The 20095-nt window shown below is 72.6% G+C and carries 17 protein-coding genes; 4 read left to right on the top strand and 13 right to left on the bottom strand.

All coding sequences use genetic code 11. The features are described 5' to 3' along the window. Window positions 1–316: 316 nt before the first annotated feature. The 4 genes from ACH4FX_RS35425 to ACH4FX_RS35410 all read right to left on the bottom strand — a co-directional run bounded on the left by ACH4FX_RS35425 (window position 317) and on the right by ACH4FX_RS35410 (window position 5199). Window positions 317–1990, bottom strand: coding sequence for a beta-N-acetylhexosaminidase (locus ACH4FX_RS35425; protein WP_398485565.1), 1674 nt, complete (start codon window positions 1988–1990; stop codon window positions 317–319). A gap of 67 nt (window positions 1991–2057) precedes the next feature. Next, window positions 2058–2948, bottom strand: a complete 891-nt coding sequence (locus ACH4FX_RS35420) for a carbohydrate ABC transporter permease (protein WP_398485564.1) — start codon at window positions 2946–2948, stop codon at window positions 2058–2060. Then, on the bottom strand, window positions 2945–3904 hold the full coding sequence (locus ACH4FX_RS35415; RefSeq protein WP_398485563.1) for a carbohydrate ABC transporter permease: 960 nt from the start codon (window positions 3902–3904) through the stop codon (window positions 2945–2947). Before ACH4FX_RS35415 ends, ACH4FX_RS35420 begins: the two co-directional genes overlap by 4 nt. After that, window positions 3901–5199, bottom strand: a complete 1299-nt coding sequence (locus ACH4FX_RS35410; RefSeq protein WP_398485562.1) for an extracellular solute-binding protein — start codon at window positions 5197–5199, stop codon at window positions 3901–3903. Before ACH4FX_RS35410 ends, ACH4FX_RS35415 begins: the two co-directional genes overlap by 4 nt. Window positions 5200–5497: 298 nt before the next feature. Here ACH4FX_RS35410 and ACH4FX_RS35405 point away from each other — a divergent pair, with 298 nt between their 5' ends. Further along, window positions 5498–5926: an SSI family serine proteinase inhibitor gene (locus ACH4FX_RS35405; protein ID WP_398485561.1), complete on the top strand. Its 429-nt coding sequence runs from the start codon at window positions 5498–5500 to the stop codon at window positions 5924–5926. A 162-nt stretch (window positions 5927–6088) separates the two neighbouring features. On the opposite strand, the gene ACH4FX_RS35400 is transcribed toward ACH4FX_RS35405, so the two are convergent. Both ACH4FX_RS35400 and ACH4FX_RS35395 read right to left on the bottom strand, forming a co-directional pair. After that, complete coding sequence (locus ACH4FX_RS35400) at window positions 6089–6382, bottom strand: DUF3039 domain-containing protein (protein ID WP_030184509.1); 294 nt, start codon at window positions 6380–6382, stop codon at window positions 6089–6091. Continuing rightward, a complete protein-coding gene (locus ACH4FX_RS35395) occupies window positions 6369–7580 on the bottom strand; it encodes an MFS transporter (RefSeq protein ID WP_398485560.1) in 1212 nt (403 codons plus the stop codon). The genes ACH4FX_RS35400 and ACH4FX_RS35395 overlap by 14 nt, the downstream gene beginning before the upstream one ends. 393 nt (window positions 7581–7973) lie before the next feature. Here ACH4FX_RS35395 and ACH4FX_RS35390 point away from each other — a divergent pair, with 393 nt between their 5' ends. Continuing rightward, entirely contained in the window at window positions 7974–8888 is a 915-nt protein-coding gene (locus ACH4FX_RS35390) for a LysR family transcriptional regulator (RefSeq protein WP_398485559.1), read from the top strand. A 97-nt stretch (window positions 8889–8985) separates the two neighbouring features. Here ACH4FX_RS35390 and ACH4FX_RS35385 read toward each other — a convergent pair whose 3' ends face one another. Further along, window positions 8986–9576, bottom strand: coding sequence for a YqgE/AlgH family protein (locus ACH4FX_RS35385; RefSeq protein WP_398485558.1), 591 nt, complete (start codon window positions 9574–9576; stop codon window positions 8986–8988). Between the two features lie 298 nt (window positions 9577–9874). Here ACH4FX_RS35385 and murA point away from each other — a divergent pair, with 298 nt between their 5' ends. Then, entirely contained in the window at window positions 9875–11221 is a 1347-nt protein-coding gene (gene murA / locus ACH4FX_RS35380) for a UDP-N-acetylglucosamine 1-carboxyvinyltransferase (RefSeq protein WP_398485557.1), read from the top strand. A gap of 589 nt (window positions 11222–11810) precedes the next feature. On the opposite strand, the gene ACH4FX_RS35375 is transcribed toward murA, so the two are convergent. From ACH4FX_RS35375 to ACH4FX_RS35350, 6 genes are all read right to left on the bottom strand, one after another. After that, window positions 11811–12092 (bottom strand): HU family DNA-binding protein, encoded by a 282-nt coding sequence (locus ACH4FX_RS35375; RefSeq protein ID WP_004571953.1) that lies wholly within the window; start codon window positions 12090–12092, stop codon window positions 11811–11813. Between the two features lie 306 nt (window positions 12093–12398). Further along, complete coding sequence (locus ACH4FX_RS35370; protein ID WP_398485556.1) at window positions 12399–13832, bottom strand: NAD-dependent malic enzyme; 1434 nt, start codon at window positions 13830–13832, stop codon at window positions 12399–12401. Between the two features lie 467 nt (window positions 13833–14299). Next, entirely contained in the window at window positions 14300–16723 is a 2424-nt protein-coding gene (locus ACH4FX_RS35365) for a HelD family protein (RefSeq protein WP_398485555.1), read from the bottom strand. Window positions 16724–16960: 237 nt separating this feature from the next. Further along, window positions 16961–17698 carry a zf-HC2 domain-containing protein gene (locus tag ACH4FX_RS35360; RefSeq protein ID WP_398485554.1) on the bottom strand — a complete coding sequence of 246 codons (738 nt, stop codon included), beginning with the start codon at window positions 17696–17698 and terminating at the stop codon, window positions 16961–16963. After that, on the bottom strand, window positions 17698–18282 hold the full coding sequence (locus ACH4FX_RS35355) for a sigma-70 family RNA polymerase sigma factor (RefSeq protein ID WP_398485553.1): 585 nt from the start codon (window positions 18280–18282) through the stop codon (window positions 17698–17700). The genes ACH4FX_RS35360 and ACH4FX_RS35355 overlap by 1 nt, the downstream gene beginning before the upstream one ends. 250 nt (window positions 18283–18532) lie before the next feature. After that, entirely contained in the window at window positions 18533–19147 is a 615-nt protein-coding gene (locus ACH4FX_RS35350; protein WP_398485552.1) for a CGNR zinc finger domain-containing protein, read from the bottom strand. A 142-nt stretch (window positions 19148–19289) separates the two neighbouring features. Here ACH4FX_RS35350 and ACH4FX_RS35345 point away from each other — a divergent pair, with 142 nt between their 5' ends. Next, window positions 19290–20066, top strand: coding sequence for a class I SAM-dependent methyltransferase (locus ACH4FX_RS35345; RefSeq protein ID WP_398485551.1), 777 nt, complete (start codon window positions 19290–19292; stop codon window positions 20064–20066). Window positions 20067–20095: the final 29 nt, after the last annotated feature.

The raw sequence follows: 20095 nt of genomic DNA, 5'->3' as shown, positions 1-20095 counted from the left end.
GCGCTAGGGCCCGTCTTCGAGGCGCACCAGCGCGGCAGCGGGCGCCTCGAAGGCGGGACAGGGCCGGTGTTCGGGACGTACGGGAGGTCCGGGGCGCGAACCGGAGAGGGGCTCCGCCGCGCGTCCGGGCACCGGCGGCCGGGCGGTGCGGGGCGCGCGGGCGGGCGCGCCCGGAGGCGCCTCGTGCGACTTACCGGACATACATCACCTTGACTGCCATCGCCTGGACCGCCAACGCCTGGACCGCCTTGCGTGCGTTGCGCGGCAACCACCGTCCCAGCAACCGGCCGCTCCGGCCGCCCGCATCCGCCCCGGCTCACACGTTTGGGGGCGACCCCTCGATCGGGCGTCCGAGCAACCCGGGGCGCCGCTGCCACGGGAGGGGGCCGCCGGGTGGCCGGTAGTCGACGCCGAGGGCGTCCAGGCGCGGGTAGTGGGCGGCCATCCGGCGGGTGAAGCCGGCGTGGTCGCGGTCCGCGGGCGGCGGCAGTTCGGACCAGGCGACCTCGGCGACGGCGGCCAGCCGCGGGAAGACCTGGTAGTCGAGGCGCTGCCGGGTCTCCATGACCTCGGTCCACACGTTGGCCTGGGTGCCCAGCACGTGGGCGGCCTGTTCCGGGGTCAGCTTGGGCGGCACCGGCTCGAAGCGGTAGACGTCCTCCAGGGTCCGTACGTAGCCGATCGGTACCGGCTCGTCGGGGTCGGCGTGCTGCCGGTGGTCCAGGTAGACCTGCTGTTCGGGGCACATCACGACGTCGTGGCCCGCCTGCGCGGCGGCGATGCCGCCCGCGTAGCCGCGCCAGGAGGACACCGCGGCGCCCGGCGCCAGGCCGCCCTCCAGGATCTCGTCCCAGCCGATGAGCCGGCGGCCGCGGTCGGCCAGCCAGCCGTCGAAGTGCCGGATGAACCAGCTCTGCAGGCCGTCCTCGTCGCCCACGCCGAGCTCCTTGATACGGGCCTGGGCGTACGGCGACGCGCGCCACTGGTCCTTGGGGCACTCGTCGCCGCCGATGTGCACGAAGCGGGAGGGGAAGAGGGCGAGCACCTCCTCCAGGACCCCTTCGTAGAAACGCAGGGCGTTGTCAGTGGGGGCCAGTACATTCGGATTGACGCCCCACGTGTCCCAGACCTTGAGGGAGTTGGTGTCGATGACGTCGGTGTTGCCCAGTTCCGGATACGCCGCGATGGCGGCCTGCGAGTGGCCCGGGATGTCGATCTCCGGGACGACGGAGATATGCCGCGCGGCGGCGTAGGCGACGATCTCGCGGATGTCGTCCTGGGTGTAGTAGCCGCCGTGCGGGCGCTCATCCCACAGGGGTGAGGCCCGGTGGCCGAGCTTGGTGCGCTCCCGCCAGGCGCCGGTCCCGGTCAGCCGCGGGTAGCGCTCGATCTCGATCCGCCAGCCCTGGTCGTCGGTGAGGTGGAGGTGCAGCACGTTGAGCTTGTGTGCGGCGAGCAGGTCGAGGTAGCGCAGCACGCCGTCCTTGGGCAGGAAGTGGCGGGCGACGTCGAGCATCATGCCGCGCCAGGCGAAGCGGGGCGCGTCCTCGATGCGTACGGCCGGTACGGACCAGTCGTCGCCGGGGCGCAGGGGCGCGCGGCGGTGGGCGTCGGGGCCGAGCAGCTGCCGCAGTGTCTGGGCGCCCCAGAACGTGCCCGCGGCGCCGCCGCCGAGGAGGGTGACGCCGGTGCGGCCGACGGTCAGGCGGTAGCCCTCGGGGCCGAGCGCGTCGGCGGTGTCCGCGTCGACGCGCAGGCGGATGACGCCGCCGTCCCGTCCGTCTCCGGCGGTGCCGGGCGGCAGCGGCCAGCCGGTCGCGGCGCCGACGGTGGCGCGCAGCCAGGCGGCGGTGGTCTCCGTGCCGGGGCCCGCGTCCAGCACGGTGCCCGGGCCGGGGCGGAACGCGCCGTCCGCCGGCCGGGTGTCGCGGGGCAGCGGTATCAGGCCGGTCTCCGTCCGGGCGCCGTCCGGCGTAACTGCGTCGTCCATGTCATGACCCTTCCGTTCCAGGAGAGGTGGTGGGTGGTGAGCAGGGGGGAAGTGGTGCCGGGGCCCGTCAGTCCTTCACCGCGCCGCCGAGGCCCGACACCAGCCTGCGCTGCACGAGCACGAAGAACACCAGCACGGGCACGGTCATCACGGTCGACGCCGCCATGATGCCGCCCCAGTCGTTCTCGTCCGGCTTGAAGAAGACCAGCAGGGCCATCGGGAGCGTGGAGTTCTCCGTCGCGCTGATGATGAAGGACTTGGCGAAGAGGAAGTCGTTCCAGGTGCTGATGAAGGAGAAGACGCTGGTGGCGACGAGCCCGGGGAAGACCAGCGGGAAGAGGATCTGCCACAGGAAGCGGCCGCGCGACGCGCCGTCCAGGCAGGCGGCCTCCTCCAGCGCCTCGGGTACGGCCTTGACGAAGCCGCGCAGCATCCAGATCGCGAAGGGCAGGGAGAAGGCGAGGTGCGGCAGGATCAGTGAGCCGAGGGTGTTCAGGCCGATGCCGGGCACGGCGTCGCCGACGTCCCGCATCAGGAAGAAGAGCGGGATGGTCAGCGCCTCGACCGGGACCATCTGCGCGACCAGGAACATGATCAGCAGCGTCGTGCGGAACCGGAAGCGGAAGCGGGTGACGGCCGTGGCCGCCAGGAAGGCGATCAGCGCGGAGGCGATGACGACGACGCCCGCCACGAACAGGCTGTTGAGGAAGTAGCGCCCGAAGTCCTGCTGCTGGAAGACCCGCCGGAAGGCGTCGAGCGAGGGGTGCAGGGTCCAGGGCAGCGGCTCGGTGGACTGCACCTCGCCCGCCGGTTTGAAGGCGGACAGCACCATCCAGTAGAGGGGGAAGGCCACGGCCGCGGCGAGCAGCAGCGCGCCCGCCTCGGCGGCCGACCGTCCGGGCCGCCGGATCAGCCGCGCACGGCTCGGTGTACGGCTCGGCGTACGGACCGTACTCACAGTTCCTCCCCCTGTCGGCGCAGCAGGCGCAGGTAGACGAGCGTGACGCCGAGCAGGATCAGCAGCATCACGATGCCGATGGCCGAGCCCAGGCTGTACTGGGACGAGGCGAACGCCTTCTGGTAGGCGTACACGTTCAGCACGAGGTTCTGCCCGGCGATGCCGCCGCCGTTGGTCATCACGTAGATCTGGGTGAAGACCTTGAAATCCCAGATGACCGACTGGATGGTGACGACGACGAGGATCGGCCGGAGCATCGGCGCAGTGACCGAGCGCCAGGTCCGCCACTGGGACGCGCCGTCCAGGGCCGCGGCCTCCAGCACCTCGGCCGGGATGGCCCGGATGCCCGCGTAGACGGTGACCATCACGAACGGGAACGAGCACCACACGACCTCCAGCAGGACCAGTGCGAAGGCGCTGTAGCGCCCGTAGGTCCAGGAGAAGTCGCCGAGCCCCAGCACCCGGTTGACCGGCCCGAAGTCCGGGTCGAAGAGGAAGACCCAGACGGTGGAGCCGGTGATGGCGGGGGTGGCCCAGGCGCCGAGCGCGGCCAGCATCAGGGCCAGGCGCGGCACCGCCCGGATCCGGGTGAGCAGGACGGCGCACGAGCAGCCGACCGCCAGGGTGCACAGCACGCAGGCCGCGGCGAACACCACCGTGGCCAGCAGTACCTGCCAGAACCGGCCGTCCCCGAACAGTTCGGCGTAGTTGGCCAGCCCCCGGAAGCTGGTCGGTTCGCCGCCGCTGACCTGGGCCTGGGTGTATTCGAGGAACGAGATCAGGCCGAGCTGGTAGATCGGGTAGACGAGCAGCCCGCCCAGGACGGCCAGCGCGGGGGCGAGGTAGAGCCAGGGCGTCCAGCGGCTCCCGCGGCGGGACGGCGGCCGTACGCGGCGGGCGCCGGTGAGCGGCGTACGGCCGCCCCCGGCGCGTGTGTCCTTGACCGTGAGCGTCACTTCTTGAACGCCTCGTCCATCTTCTCGGCCGCGTCGGCGGACGCCGCGGCGACGTCCTTCCGGCCGCTGACGATCTCCTGGTACATCGTCGGCAGCACGAGCGAGGAGTCGATGGTGGCCCAGGCCGGGGAGACCGGCACGAACTTGGCGCCCGCGTCCAGCGTCTGCACGAAGGGCCGGACGAACGGCTGCTTCTTCGCCGCCTCGGCCCGTACGTCGGTGTACGTCGGCAGGAAGCCCATCGCGTCGAACAGCCGCCGCTGGGTGTCCTTGCCGGCCAGCTGCTTCATCAGGTCCACGGCCAGCGTCCGGTGCGAACTGCTCTTGAGGACACCGACGTTGTTGCCGCCCGCGAAGGCCGGTGCGATCGTCCCCTTGGCGGTGCCGGGCAGCGGTACGACCGCGTACTTGCCCTTGACCTTGCCGTCCTCCATGGCCTGGTGGCTGAAGTCGCCGCCGATCGCCATGCCCGCCTTGCCCGCGGCGAAGGCCGCGACGGTGTCGTTGCCGCCCATCTCCGCGCACTTGGCGGCCGGGCAGTTGGCGTCGCCGAAGAGGTCCGCGTACGCCTTGATGCCGGCCTGCGCCTTCGGGCTGTCCACCGCGGCGGTGTACGCGTCGCCCTTGCCGGTGGCCAGCTCGCCGCCGTGCGCCCAGAGGAAGGGCAGCGCGCCGTAGGTGTACGCGCCGCCGACGGCGATGCCGTACAGCTCGGGCCGCTCCTTGCGGATCGTGCGGGCGGCGGCGGCCACCTCGTCCTGGGTGGCGGGGACGGCGATGCCCAGGTCCTTGAAGACGTCGGTGCGGTAGTACAGCGCCCGTACGCCGACGAACAGCGGCGCGCCGTAGACCTTGCCGTCCACGGTCACCGACTCCTTGGCCGTCGGGTCGGTGTCCTTGGCGTCCTTCCAGGCACCGAACTCGCGGCTGACATCGGCCAGTCCGCCGTCCTCGACGTATCCGGCGGTGTCGGTGTTGCCGTACTCGATCACGTCGGGGGCGCTCTTGGGGTCGTTGAAGGCGGCCTTGATGCGCTGGGCCCGGGTATCGACCGGGATGTAGTCGACCTGGACGTCGGTGCCCTGGTGTGCGGCCTTGAAGTCGGCCACCGCCTTGCGGACGACCGCTTCCTTCGGCTTGTTGTTGACCTCCTGGAAGAGCCAGACCCGCAGGGTGCCGGTCTTGGCGTCCTCCTTGGCGCCGCCGCCCGAGGTGGACGGGGCGCAGCCGGCGGCGGTGACGACGGCCAGGACAAGTGCCGCCGTGCGGGCGGCTGTTCGGGCGGAGAGCTGCATTGGGGACCCCCTGAAAGGAACGTTGCAGCATGCGCAACGGGCGTTTCGCCATGCACAATCCTCAGGAGGCTAAGCGCGCCGACGCTCCCCCACAAGAGCCGATCAGGCAGCGGAACGGGCGACACGCCACCACTGGCCCACAATCGCCAGCAATTCGTCCCAGTACGTCTATCTATGAATCAGATGTCCCTCCTCTGCTACCAGAAGCAGCACCGGACGCCCCGCGAGAGCCCGGTCCCCGGCAGCAGCCGCTGGCAGCAGCCCCAGCCGCACGACACGCAAAGGACCGACCGAATACATGCGCGCTCGACCCGTACGCACCGCCCTGCTGGCCGTCGCCGCCCTGGGGCTGCTGCCCCTCGCGGCCGCCCCGGCCGCCGCGCACGACGCCCAGCCGGAGACCGGCGGCCGCCAGCACATCGCCATCCACGAGGGCACCGACCCCTCCGGACCCGTCCTCGCCGCCGCCTACCTGCGGTGCTTCCCGGTCGGCGGCAGCCACCCGGACCCGGCCGGGGCCTGTCTCAAGCTGGCCATCGCCGACGGCGACTACGCCCGCGTCGCGCGGGAGCCCCGCGCCTGCCCGAAGATCTACCAGCCGGTCACGGTCGTGGCCCACGGCACATGGCGCGGCAAGACGACCTTCTACAAGAAGACCTATCCGAACCAGTGCATCGCCAACGCCGAGAGCGGCGACATCTTCAACCTCACCCCCTGGAACTCCTGACCCGCCCGGCACCGAACGACCGAGGCCCGGCCCCCGCACGGGGACCGGGCCTCGGTGCTGCGCGGCACCGGACGCGTACGGCCCGCTCCTCGTACGGGAACGGGCCGGACACGCGCAGGGCGGACGGGGGGCGGCGCCGCAGGGGCACCGGCTCCGCGGGGGCTACTTCTTGCCGCCGTCCTTACCGCCCTTGTCCTTGTCGCCGCCGGCGCCCATGGACTCGTAGATCTCCTTGCACATGGGGCAGACCGGGTACTTCTTCGGGTCGCGGCCCGGGACCCAGACCTTGCCGCAGAGGGCGACGACGGGGGTGCCGTCGAGCGCGCTCGCCATGATCTTGTCCTTCTGGACGTAGTGGGCGTAGCGCTCGTGGTCGCCGTCGCCGTGCGACGTCTGCGGCGTCGGCTCTACGAGGGTCCCCGTACCTGCCCCGCGCTCGGGCTCAAGAGTGCTCATAACCGCCAAGGGTACCGACGCGCGCGGCGGGCCGGGAGCGGCGGCCCGCCCACAGGTGGAGGACGAGCCCGAGGGCCGCGACACCGGCCGCGGCCCAGGGCAGCGCGTACCCCTCGGCCCCCGCCGCGAGGGCCAGCCCGCCCAGCGCGGAGCCGACCGCGCTGCCCAGGTAGAGGGCGGAGTTGTTCAGCGCGAGGGCGACCGTGCCGCGGTCGTCGCGCAGGGCGAGCAGCCGGTGCTGCTGCGGCACCTGGAGCGCCCAGCCCGCCGCGCCCCACAGCACCAGCACCGCCGCCGCGCCCGGCAGCGCGGCGGAGGCCAGCAGCGGCAGCAGGGCCTGCGCGGCGGCGACCGTCACCAGCACCCCGCCGACCAGGGCCCCGGCCTTCCCCGTACGGTCCACCAGCGGACCGGCCACCATGCTGCCCAGCACGCCGCCGATCCCCCACGCCCAGAGATACGGGGCGACCTCCCCCACGCCGCCCGCGGAGCCGAGGACCGGCGCCAGATACGTATAGAGCCCCAGACTCGCCACAGCGGCCAGGAACGAGACGCCCACGATCGGCGCCACCTCCCGGTCGGTAACGGCGGCCAGCCGGGCCCGCGCCGGCACCGGCGGATCGGCGGGCACCGACGGCAGCAGCGTCGCCAGCCCCACCAGAGCGGCCGCCCCCAGCCCCGTGACCAGCCACATCGTGGACCGCCAGCCCGCGTGCCCGGCCAGCAGCACCCCCACCGGCACACCGAGCACCGTGCCGGTGCTCATCCCGCCCATGACCAGCGCCAGCGCCCGCCCGCGCCGCTCGGCCGGCACCAGCGCCGAGGCGGCGGCCGTGGACAACGCTGCGTACACCCCCGCCCCGGCCCCCGCGACGACCCGGGCGGCGAGCAGCGCCCCCAGCGCGGGGGCAAGGGCGGTGACCGCGTTGCCCACGGTGAAGACGGCCAGCGCGACCAGGATGACCGCCCGCGGCCGCACCCCCGCCAGCACCCCCGCGACCAACGGCGCGGCAATCGCGTACGACAGCGTGAACACCGTCACCATCTGCCCCACCAGCGACACCGAGGTCCCGAGATCACCGGCGACGACGGGCAGCAACCCCGCCATCACATAAGCATCCAGCCCCAGGGCGAACGCCCCCAACGCCAGCAGCCAGACCTTGCGCACCGCCGTCAACTCCTCTGTTCTCCGGTTCACGTCCGTCGGCGGGAAACGTAGGCAGTCTCCGGATGGTGGGGGAAATGCGATGGAGGGGTGATTCATGCTCGCGAAGAATGAATGGAAGACGCCGGGCGCACACTCATGGAGCGGCGCGCCCAGAGCACTTCGCATCGTGATGCACAGCCGCAGTGGGAGCGCGACGCCCTGGGGCCGTTTACGACGCGGACATTTTGTAGCCATCGAGAAGGGGCTGGGCTGAACAACCGGCCCGACCGGTCGGGAAGTGCACGCGTCCTCCGGATGTTCGGGAAGGTGGCCCGCGCAAAGGTGGCCCGTACAGAGGCATGCTTGCCCGGCGGAAGCGGGCGTGGATGAGCGCGGGCGGGTGCGGAACCGTTCCGGCGGACGGTGGAGAGGTGGAGAGACGGCGTGGACGAGACGGTGGGGGCGGGGCCGGTGCCGGCCGGGCCGCGTGGTGCTGATGGGCTCGATGGGGTCGAACTCCGGCATTTGCGGGCCTTCATGGCCGTCGCCGAGGAGCGCAGTTTCACGTACGCCGCAGATCGGCTGCGGGTCGGGCAGCCCGCGCTGACCAGGACCGTACGGGCCCTGGAGGAGACCCTTGCCACCCGGCTGCTGGACCGGACCACCCGGCGCGTCGAGCTGACCGAGGACGGCCGGCGGCTCTACGCCGAGCTGGCGCCGCTGCTGCCCCGGCTGGCCGCCGCGCTGCGTGCGCCCGGTGGGCAGCCCGTGCTGCGGCTCGGTTTCACCTCGCTGCTGCCCGCCGCCTGCGCCGAGCTGACCGCGGCGTTCGAGGCGGCGACCGGGGCCGGGGTGCGGTTGGTGCGCCGGGACACGCCGCTGGCCGGGCTGGACACCGGCGAGTCGGACGTCGCGGTGCTGCGCGGGGACGCCCCGCCGGACGCGGATGTCCGTACTCGGGTGCTGCTGTACGAGCCGCGGGTCGCCGCCGTCGGCCGGCTCGGCGCTGCCACGCCCCTGGCGCGCCGCCGCGTTCTGGACTGGGGCGAGCTGGCGGACCACCCGCTCGTGGTCAACACCGTCACCGGCAGCACCCGCCCCGAACTGTGGCCCGCGGACCGCCGCCCGCGACTCGCCTGCACCGCGGACAACTTCGACGAGTGGCTGGAGGCGGTCGCCGCCGGACACGGGGTGGGCGTGGCGCCGCAGGCGGTGGCCGAGCGGCACACCCACCCGGGCATCCGTTTCGTACGCCTGAAGAACGCCCCGCCGGTGACCGTCCGCCTGGTCCTGCCCACCCGCGGCGCCCACCCCCTGGCGGAACGGTTCTTCGGGATGGGTGGGGAAGGGCGGGAGTAGGGGCCGGGCGGGTGGTCGGTACGGCCGGCCCCCCAAGGGGACGTGGGGCGGGGCTCCGGCCCCGGGGCGAAACCCGGCCCGCGCGCCCCCCGATGCCTCAGTTCAAGGACGGGTCGTCCGGATACGTCGCCACCATCGCCAATTCGTTTCGCTGGCGTCGTAGTACCGCCCGCCAGAGTTGTTCCGGGTCCGGGGAGGACACGTCGCCCGGTTCGGACTCGACGACGTACCAGGCGCCCTCGACCAGCTCGTCCTCCAGCTGGCCGGGGCCCCAGCCCGCGTACCCGGCGAAGATGCGCAGGCTGCCGAGCACCGTGGAGAGCAGTTCCGGGGGCGCTTCCAGGTCGACCAGGCCGATCGCCCCGTGCACACGGCGCCAGCCCAGCGGTCCGTCGCCGGTCGACGCGCTCTCCGGCGTTTCCGGGCCGCCCGGCACCACGGCCACGCCGAGGGCCGAGTCCAGGGAGACCGGGCCGCCCTGGAAGACCACGCCGGGCTCGCCGGCCAGGGACGCCCACGGTTCGAGGATGTCGCCGACGCCCACGGGCGTCGGGCGGTTGAGGACCACGCCGAGGGACCCCTCCTCGTCGTGGTCGAGCAGGAGCACCACCGCGCGGTCGAAGTTCGGGTCGGCGAGCGCCGGTGTGGCGACGAGCAGCCGGCCGGTGAGCGAGGACACCTCGGTCATGCAGACATGATCCCGCACTTCGCACCGCGGCGGGGAGTCAACAGCGGGACCCGCACGAGAGCAGCGCAGGGCGTACGACGGCAGCCCCGGCGCACGGTTCCGCACCACGGACGGCACACCGGGACGTACCCGCACGGACCGCCCCGAATGTCGATTACAGAACAAAGGCGGACGGTAGCGCAGGGTGTTGTGACAAAGCCATTACACGCCTCAGGCCCGCTCCGGCCTACGGGCAACCCCTCCGCCGCCCTTACCATTTCCCCTTGGCCCCCTGTCCGTCTCCAGGAACGCGAGATCCATGACCGTCTCTACCGACGACGTACTGCTTGTCCACGGCGGCACCCCGCTGGAGGGCGAGATCCGGGTTCGCGGCGCGAAGAACCTCGTGCCCAAGGCCATGGTCGCCGCGCTGCTCGGCAGCAGCCCGAGCAGACTGCGCAATGTGCCCGACATCCGCGACGTACGCGTCGTACGCGGCCTGCTGCAACTGCACGGCGTCACGGTGCGTCCCGGCGACGAGGCGGGCGAGCTGATCCTCGACCCGTCGCACGTGGAGAGCGCCAATGTCGCCGACATCGACGCCCACGCCGGGTCCTCGCGCATCCCGATCCTCTTCTGCGGCCCGCTGCTGCACCGCCTCGGCCACGCCTTCATCCCGGGCCTGGGCGGCTGCGACATCGGCGGCCGGCCGGTCGACTTCCACTTCGACGTGCTGCGCCAGTTCGGCGCGACCATCGAGAAGCGGGCGGACGGCCAGTACCTGGAGGCCCCGCAGCGGCTGCGCGGCTGCAAGATCCGCCTGCCGTACCCGTCCGTCGGCTCGACCGAGCAGGTGCTGCTGACCGCCGTCCTGGCGGAGGGCGTCACCGAGCTGTCGAACGCGGCCGTGGAGCCGGAGATCGAGGACCTGATCTGCGTACTCCAGAAGATGGGCGCGATCATCTCCATGGACACCGACCGGACGATCCGGATCACCGGCGTCGACAAGCTCGGCGGCTACAACCACCGCGCCCTCCCGGACCGCCTGGAGGCGGCCTCCTGGGCGTCCGCGGCGCTGGCCACCGAGGGCAACATCTACGTGCGCGGCGCGCAGCAGCGCTCGATGATGACCTTCCTGAACACCTACCGGAAGGTCGGCGGCGCCTTCGAGATCGACGACGAGGGCATCCGCTTCTGGCACCCGGGCGGCTCGCTGGACGCCATCGCCCTGGAGACCGACGTGCACCCCGGTTTCCAGACCGACTGGCAGCAGCCGCTGGTGGTCGCCCTGACGCAGGCGTCCGGCCTGTCCATCGTCCACGAGACGGTGTACGAGTCCCGGCTCGGCTTCACCTCGGCGCTCAACCAGATGGGCGCGCACATCCAGCTCTACCGGGAGTGCCTGGGCGGCAGCGCCTGCCGCTTCGGGCAGCGCAACTTCCTGCACTCGGCGGTGGTGTCCGGGCCGACCAAGCTCCAGGGCGCCGACCTGGTCATCCCGGACCTGCGCGGCGGCTTCTCGTACCTGATCGCCGCCCTCGCGGCGCAGGGCACCTCCCGCGTGCACGGCATCGACCTGATCAACCGCGGCTACGAGAACTTCATGGAGAAGCTCGTGAGCCTGGGAGCGCACGTGGAGCTGCCGAACGGGGCGGCGAGCGCCTGACCGGCGCGCGGGCAGCGCGAGACAGCTGACGGCGGAAGGGGCGGCCACCCGGGTGGGTGGCCGCCCCTTCCGCTGCGTACGCGCAGGCACCCGGATGGCCGCTTGTTTGCTTGCGTGAATTGTTGAATGGGGGCCTTGTGGGCGGGGCCGGTCGGCCGCCCGGGCGTCGGTGGATTGCGGGTGCGACGGGGCGCGGAACCGCCGCGGTTCAGGGCGGCGCGGGCGGCCGACGTTCCCGGATTACGGAGAAGCGCAAGCGGCCACGTTCCCGGCCACGGAGAAGTCCGGCCGTCCCGGGCACAGGCCGCTCGTCCCCATCCCCGTACCCCCGGACGCCCCGGCCAGAGGCGTCCCGTACCCGCCCCCCATATCCATCCGTCCCCCATACGGCCCACCCTCCGCCCCCCCGTGGGCCCTGAACGGTCTCTACGGGCCTGTAGAGCAACAGGCGGCACAAGGGCCCCACAGGCCCCGTTTCCGGCCCTTCTGGGGCCCGCCCCGGGCTCCGGACGCGCAAAGGGCGGCCGTCCCCCGAGGGGACGGCCGCCCGCACGCCTTTGATCACCGGGGCCGTCGGGCCCCCGGCGGCTTACTTGCCCTTGGCGGCTTCCTTGAGCTTGGAGCCCGCGGAGACCTTCACGCTGTAGCCGGCCGGGATCTGGATCGGGTCGCCGGTCTGCGGGTTGCGCGCGGTGCGAGCGGCACGGTGGGTGCGCTCGAAGGTCAGGAAGCCGGGGATGGTGACCTTCTCGTCGCCCTTGGCGACGACCTCGCCGACGGTCTCGGCGAGCGCGGCCAGAACGGCGTCGGCGTCCTTGCGGGTCACCTCGGCGCGGTCGGCCAGAGCGGCCACCAGCTCACTGCGGTTCATGTTTGTACTCCCGTGTTCTTCTTGCCAATGAGGCGTGAGATCGAAGCCGATGCTGCCAGGGCCCTTGGACGGTGCCCGGACCCGGGTCTGCTGACAGACCCTCGCGCCCGGGTACGCATCCTGCCCCCACCTGCGGCGGTAAAGCCAATCCGGCACCCAGGAGGGTCACACGAAAAGCGCCACTGCCTCATAGTGGTGACGTCCCGCACCGTGCCTCACCGGGCCGGCCCCGCAGGGCGGCGGCCGTTTGCTGCCCGCCACCCTATGGGGGCCCCGCGGGCCCGGTGTCACGCGACGCGCCGGACGTCAGGCCGTCGTGGCGGCCGTCACAGCCTCCCCGGCGGCCTTCGCGGCCTCCTTCACCGCACCGGCCACCGCGCCCGCGACCTTCTCGTTGAAGACGCTGGGGATGATGTAGTTCGCGTTGCGCTCGTCATCCAGGACGACGTCGGCCAGCGCGCCGGCCGCGGCCAGCATCATGTCCGTGTTCACCGTACGGGACTGGGCGTCCAGCAGGCCGCGGAAGACGCCCGGGAAGACCAGCACGTTGTTGATCTGGTTCGGGAAGTCGGAGCGGCCGGTGGCCACGACGGAGGCGGTCTGCCGCGCGATCGCGGGGTCCACCTCGGGGTCGGGGTTGGCGAGTGCGAACACGATCGCACCCTTGGCCATCTTGGCCACGTCGTCGCCGTCGAGGACGTTCGGCGCGGAGACGCCGATGAAGACGTCGGCGCCGACGATGGCCTCCTTCAGGGTGCCGGTCTCGCCCTCCGGGTTGGTGTTGTCGGCGATCCAGCGCAGCGGCGAGTCGGGGTCGGCGTCGACCAGGTCCTTGCGGCCCGCGTGCACCACGCCGTGGATGTCGGCGACGACGGCGTGCCGGACGCCGGCCGCGATCAGCAGCTTGAGGATGGCGGTGCCGGCCGCCCCGGCGCCGGACATGACGACCCGTACGTCTTCGGTCTTCTTGCCCACCACGCGCAGCGCGTTGGTCAGCGCGGCGAGCACCACGATGGCGGTGCCGTGCTGGTCGTCGTGGAAGACCGGGATGTCCAGGGCCTCGCGCAGCCGGGCCTCGATCTCGAAGCAGCGGGGCGCGGAGATGTCCTCCAGGTTGATGCCCGCGAAGCCCGGGGCGATGGCCTTGACGATCTCCACGATGGCGTCGGTGTCCTGGGTGTCCAGGCACAGCGGCCAGGCGTCGATGCCGGCGAAGCGCTTGAACAGGGCCGCCTTGCCCTCCATGACGGGCAGCGCGGCCTTGGGGCCGATGTTGCCCAGGCCCAGGACGGCGGAGCCGTCGGTGACGACCGCGACGCTGTTGCGCTTGATGGTCAGGCGGCGGGCGTCGTCGGGGTTGTTGGCGATGGCCTGGCAGACCCGGGCGACGCCGGGGGTGTAGACCATGGACAGGTCGTCACGGCTGCGGATGGGGTGCTTGGACTGCATCTCGATCTTGCCGCCGAGGTGCATCAGGAACGTACGGTCGGAGACCTTGCCGAGCGAGACGCCCTCGATGCCGCGGAGCTTCTCGACGATCTCGTCCGCGTGGGCGGTGGAGGTCGCGGCGATGGTGACGTCGATGCGGAGCTTTTCGTGGCCGGAGGCGGTCACATCGAGGCCGGTGACGGAGCCGCCGGAGGACTCCACGGCCGTGGTGAGCTGGCTGACCGCCGTACCGCTCGCGGGAACCTCCAGCCGCACCGTCATCGAATACGAGACGCTGGGCGCCGTTGCCATGGCCGACTTCCTCTGCTTTCCCTTGTTTCTCTCTGCGCGCCGCTCCGGGGTCCGCGGCGGGACCGGGCCGGAGCGCGAGGACCGATCGTCCCACCTACCAGCCGGTACACGGTAACCAGCACCGCAACCAGACGGCTCCTCCGGAAAGACTTTTCCACCATACGAGAGGTTGCGGTCGGACGGAAGACCTGACCGCCAACCGCGGATGAACAGCGCGCGAACGGCGACGGGCGCCTTCCGATGTGCTCGGAAGGCGCCCGTCGGGGTGCTTCAGTGACACCGACCCGCCATGCTCGCCTCGCGGCAAGTGGTCGCTCGCAGCGACTATGGTTGGGCCCGGGGGCTTGGATCGGGCCGGTGCCACCACCAAGGCTAACAAACCAACCCTCGAAGCGAATCCCGTCCCGGAACCTTCTTTTCCCGCCGGGCGCGTCCCTTCCGGCGCACGCCCCGGCCGCCCCGGTGTGTCAGTCCCTGAGCAGGTCCGGAACCCCGTGCTCATCCGGTTCGTCCCGCGCGCCGGACAGGACGGTCAGCTGCTGGGTGGCCCGGGTCAGCGCCACGTACAGCACCCGCAGCCCGGCCGGCGACTCGTCGGCGATCTCGGCGGGCGAGACCACCAGCGTCGCGTCGTACTCCAGGCCCTTGGCCTCCAGCGAGCCCAGCGCCACCACCCGGTCGCCCAGCCCCGCCAGCCAGCGGCGGGCCTCCGCTCGCCGGTCCATCGCCACCACGACGCCGACCGTGCCGTCCACCTCGTCCAGCAGCCGCTGGGCCGCGGCCCGTACGGAACCGGCCAGGTCGCCCTCGTCGGCGACCACGAAGCGCGGCGTCAGGCCCGTGGAGCGGACCGCCTCCGGCGCCGTCATGCCCGGCATCGCCAGCGCCAGCACCCGCGCCGCCAGCTCCGCGACCTCGGCCGGGTTGCGGTAGTTGACGGTGAGGGTGAAGCGGCGGCGGGGACGGGTGCCCAGCGCCTCGTCGCGGGCGACGGCGGCCTCGTCCGGGTCGGACCAGGACGACTGCGCCGGGTCGCCGACCACCGTCCAGGTCGCGTGCCGGCCGCGGCGGCCGACCATCCGCCACTGCATGGGCGTCAGGTCCTGCGCCTCGTCGACGATGACGTGGGCGTAGTCCGTCCGCTCCTCCTCCAGGCGCTCGCGTCTGCCGCGGCCGCCACCCGACATCCGGTCGGCGTACGTGCTCAGCTCCTCCAGACCGGTGAGCTGGTCCAGCGGGTCGGCCTCGCGCGGCCTGGCGGGCCGCGGCGGCGCGCCGAGGATCAGCTGGAGCTCGTCCAGCAGCGCCACGTCGTGCACCGACAGCGGCCCCTGCCCGTCGGCGCCGAGCCGGCCGAGGGAGCGGGCCAGCCTGCGCACCTCGCGCTGGTTGAGCACCCGGCGCGCCCAGCGGCCGAGCCGGCGTTCGTCGGCCATGGCGGCCAGGACGCCGCGCGGGGTCAGCTCCGGCCACCAGGCGTCCAGGAACTCCTGGAAATCCGGTTCGGTGGTGATGTCCTCGTCGAACGCCTGGCGCGCTTCGGCGGCCAGCTCGGGGTCCGTGTAGCGCTTGGCCGCGCCGGACTTGCTCCAGAGGGCGTCCAGGATGAGGCGGCGGGCGCGCGGGCGCAGCAGGTTGACCGGCGCGGTGCCGCCGAGGGCGGACTGCCGGATGCGGTGCAGCGCTTCGGAGTCCAGTTCGATACGGGCGCCGAAGACGACCACCCGCAGCCGGTCCGGCGGGCCGACGGGGGCCGCCGGCTCCTCGTCCTCCTCGCCGAAGGCGAGCTGGCCGCCGGCCGGCGCGGAGGCGGCGGCCCCCGCGGACGCCGCACCGGCCATCTCCAGGGCCCCGCGCGCCGCCTTGCGCAGCAGTTTCTGCATCCGGCTGGAGCCCTTGATACGGGCCACGGCCGGGGAATCGTAGGCGGTGGCCTCGGCACCGTCCACCAGGGAGCCCAGCGCGCGGATGGCGACCTGGCCCTCCTCGCCGAGGGACGGCAGGACGCCTTCGGTGTACGCGACGAGCAGCGGGGTCGGGGAGACGATGAGGATGCCGCCCGCGTAGCGGCGGCGGTCCTGGTAGAGGAGGTAGGCGGCGCGGTGCAGCGCCACCGCGGTCTTGCCGGTGCCGGGGCCGCCCTCGACCTCGGTGACGGAGGCGGCGGGGGCCCGGATGACCATGTCCTGCTCGGCCTGGATGGAGGCGACGATGTCGCGCATCGTGTGGCTGCGGGCCCGGCCCAGCGCGGCCATCAGCGCGCCGTCGCCGACCGCGGGCAGCTCCGCGCCGTTCAGCGTCGCGGTGATCTCCGGGCGCATCAGGTCGTCCTCGACGCCCAGGACGCGGCGGCCCTTGGAGCGGATGACCCGGCGGCGTACGACCCGGCCGGGGGCGACCGGGGTGGCCCGGTAGAAGGGGGCGGCGGCCGGGGCGCGCCAGTCGATGACCAGCGGGCTGTAGTCGGCGTCCAGGACGCCGAGGCGGCCGATGTGCAGCGTTTCGGCGATCTCCGCGCGGCCGTCGGTGACGGCGCCGTCGGCGGGCTCGACCGAGGTGTACGCGCCGTCCGGGCCCTTCTTGCCGTCCTTGCCCAGGAGCAGGTCGATCCGGCCGAAGAGGAAGTCCTCGTACTCGGAGTTGAGCCGGTTCAGGTGGGCGCCGGCCTGGAAGACCTGGGCGTCCCGCTCGGCGAGTGCGCCGGGCGTGCCGACCTGGCCGCGTTTGGCGGCGTCGTCCATGAGGAACTCGGCCTCGTGGATCTTCTCCTCAAGACGCTGGTAGACGCGGTCGAGGTGCTCCTGTTCGGACGCGATCTCGCGGTCGCGTGTGCTGTCCGGCAGTGCGTCGTCGACGGAGTCCGGCGCGTGCGTGGCATTCTGCGCGGCCACCCAGGCCCCCTTCTTCTGTGCGTAGGGCAGCCGTCAACCGTACGCGAACCGGGCACCGGGCGCACCTGGCCCAAAGGACGAAATCGCCACCGGACGGGAGCAAACCGGGCAGCACGGGCGGGCGGCCCGGGCGGAATCAGCGGCTCCGTTCGGTTACGGGCAGGGGTGCGCCCCGATACGAGGAGGGGTGGGTGCCGACCGGGGTCCGGATCTCTCCGGACGGCCGGCGGCCGGTCGTCAGACCTTGATCTCGGCCAGCCGCCTGCCGTCCAGCGTGCGGACCTCGAAGCGGTCGATGTGGGAGCGGTTCATGGCCGAGCCGCCGTGCGTGTAGAGGGGTTCCTTGTTCCACTTGGCGGCGCCGTCCTCGAGGCCGTAGCCGCCCGGGGGCACCGCCCAGGTCGTCACGGTCTGCTCGGCACCGCTCTTGCCGACCGCGACCAGGTCGCAGGTCATCGGGCCCTTGACGTTGGCCAGCTTGAGGGCGACGTGGGTGCCCCAGGGCTTGCGTTCCATCGAGACGCTGGCGGCGACCTTGGTCACCGGGTCGACCGTGCCGGCCTTCTCGCCGTGCTCGTACATCGTGCGGGCGTAACTCGCCGGGTGCCCGGCGCCCTCGTCGGTGTCCTGCGAGGTCAGCGCGTACGTGGCGAGCGGTCCGCCGGCGACCAGCACCGCGGCGGCGGCGACCAGGCACAGGCGGCGCCGGCGCCGGGTCCGGCGTGCCGCGCCGGCCTGGGCCAGCAGGCCCTCCAGGACGCCCGGTCCGGGGACCGCGGCGACCGCCGCCGGGTCGGGCGCGGCCTCCTTGGCGTCGGCGAGCAGGGGCGGCAGGCCCATCAGGCCGTCGAGTTCGGCGGCGCACCGGTCGCAGTCGGCCAGGTGCTCCTCGAAGCGGGCCGCCTCGGCGGCGTCCAGGACGCCCAGCGCGTAGGCGCCGACGTCGGTGTGTTCCACGGGCTCGGTGGGCCGCATCACGCCGTCACTCCTCGTTCTTCAAGCGAGAGCTTCAGGGAGCGCAGCGCGTAGAAGACACGGGACCGGACGGTCCCGGCCGGCACGCGCAGCACCTCGGCCGCCTCGCTGACGGTGCGTCCCTTGAAATAGGTCTCGATCAGGGCCTCCCGGTGGGCGGTGCTGAGGTCGCCGAGCGCTTCGGTGATCGTCATCAGGCGCAGGGCCCGGTCGATCTCGTCGGCGGCCGGCATCGATTCCAAGGGGGCGGCGTCGACCTCCTGGGGCCGGGCCTGGCGGCTGCGGTGGCCGTCGATGACGATCCGCCGGGCGACGGTCACCAGCCAGGGGCGGATGGAGCCGGTCGCGTGCTGGAGCCGGTCGGCGTTGCGCCAGGCCCGCAGCAGGGTCTCCTGCACCACGTCCTCCGCCCGGTGCCGGTCGCCGGCCACCAGGCGCAGCACGAAGGCGAGCAGCGGGCCCGCGTGCTCCTGGTAGAGGGCCCGCATCAGCTCCTCGTCCGGCGCCGTACTGTCTGCCACGACGGCATCCTTGCGCACGCCAACTCCCGGGTCGATAGCGCGGATCGGACATTCGCTGCGCATGCGTATCAGTGCGTACGCGCGTCGCCGGTGTCACTGTCGTCATCGTCGGCACCGCCTGCACCGTCCGCACCGCCGGTCTCCTCGTCCTGCCGTCCGCGGCTGGGCCTGGGCATGGCCGGCCTCCCCATCTCGGATTCCGGGCGGGATGACGCCCCTTTCAGCCAGCAGTACGGGTACGGACGGGTGCCGACTCAGGGCCCCTCGGACGAATTCCCGGCGCGCCCAGGCGTGTTACGCGTACGGGCGGTACTCAGCGGATGCCCGCGACGGGTGCCCCGTCCACCGCCGCGCCGCCCGACCGGCCGGTGGCGCGCCGCCGGTGCCGCGCCACCCGTTCGCGGTTCCCGCACACCTCGCTGGAGCACCACCGGCGCCGCCGGCCGCGCGAGGTGTCCAGGTAGACCAGGGAGCAGCGCTCGCCCTCGCACTGCCGCAGCTGGCCGCGCGCCACCGCGTCGGTCAGCATCCCTATCGCGTCCCGCGCGACGGCCGCCAGCAGCCCGGCGCAGTCCGGCGGGCCGTCGAACGCCCGGACCAGGGCGCCGTCGTCGGCGCGTACGGCGCGGGCGGGCGGCACCGCTGCGGCGGCCGCCGCGTTGAGCAGGCGCAGGTCCGCGTCGGCGGCCCGGCCGCGCAGTTCGTCGTGGACGACGCGGTGCAGCAGTTCGCGCAGCACCCGGAAGCGCACGACCCAGCCGCGGTCCACGGCGCCGAGCTGGGCACCGCCGGGGACGACGCCCGATCCCACCAGCCAGGCCGCCAAGTGTTCGGGACCGGCCAGGCGTTCGGCGGACCGGCCGGTCGTGGCCATCAGGTCCAGGCAGATCCGCCCGCAGTCGAACCGCAGATCAAAAGGCGCCGCCATGTGCCCGTCACTCTCCAGGAGACAACGCTTGCCCTATCAGAGTGCCCGGCGCGGCCCGGGGCCGGAACCCTCGGCACCGCCGCGCACGGCACGGCGGAGCGCCTATACAACGCATGTATACAGCTGTTGTATAGTCCGGGACATGTCGGCCAAGACCCTGCTCAAGAACCGCTCCAGCCTTACCCACAAGGTCCGTTACGCGGTCAACAACCCCGCCCGCATCGCGCCGTACCTCAAGCGCACCGCCCGGGACAGCTGGCTGCGCATCAAGCACCCCGACCACATCGCGTACTACCGCGCCGTGATGGCCTCCGACACCAGCCGCAACCCGGAGGCGGCGGTCGGCAGCCGCAGCCACGAACGGTGGCTCGCGCTGGGCGAGATGCAGTTCACCTATCTGATGGAGCACGGCCTGCGGCCGGACATGCGGATGCTGGACATCGGCTGCGGCAACCTGCGGGCGGGCTGGCGCTTCATCGCCCACCTCGACAGCGGCAACTACTACGGCATCGACATCTCCCCCGACATCCTCATCGCCGCCAAGCGGACCCTGGTCACCTACGGTCTGCAGGACAAGCTGCCGCACCTGACGATCAGCCAGGACCTGACGTTCGACTTCCTGCCGGACGCGCACTTCGACGTGGTGCACGCGCACAGCGTCTTCTCCCACTCGCCGCTGTCCGTCATCGACCAGAGCTTCCGGCACGTCGGCCGCATCCTGGCGCCGGGCGGGTTCTTCGACTTCACCTTCGACCGTACGGAGGGCACCGAGCACCAGGTGCTGCGCGAGGACTTCTACTACCGCACCGAGACGCTGCTGGCGCTGGCCCGCAAGCACGGCCTGGAGGCCCGGTTCATGGAGGACTGGGAGACCCGGCCGCACGGCCAGTCCAAGATCCGGGTGACGAACCCGGAGTGACGGCGGCCGGGCCCGGGGTACCGCCGTAC

The organism is Streptomyces sp. NPDC018019, from assembly GCF_044327805.1.
GTDB lineage: Bacteria > Actinomycetota > Actinomycetes > Streptomycetales > Streptomycetaceae > Streptomyces.
Note: the sequence above shows the minus strand (reverse complement) of the source record. Positions and strands in the feature narration are given on the sequence as shown.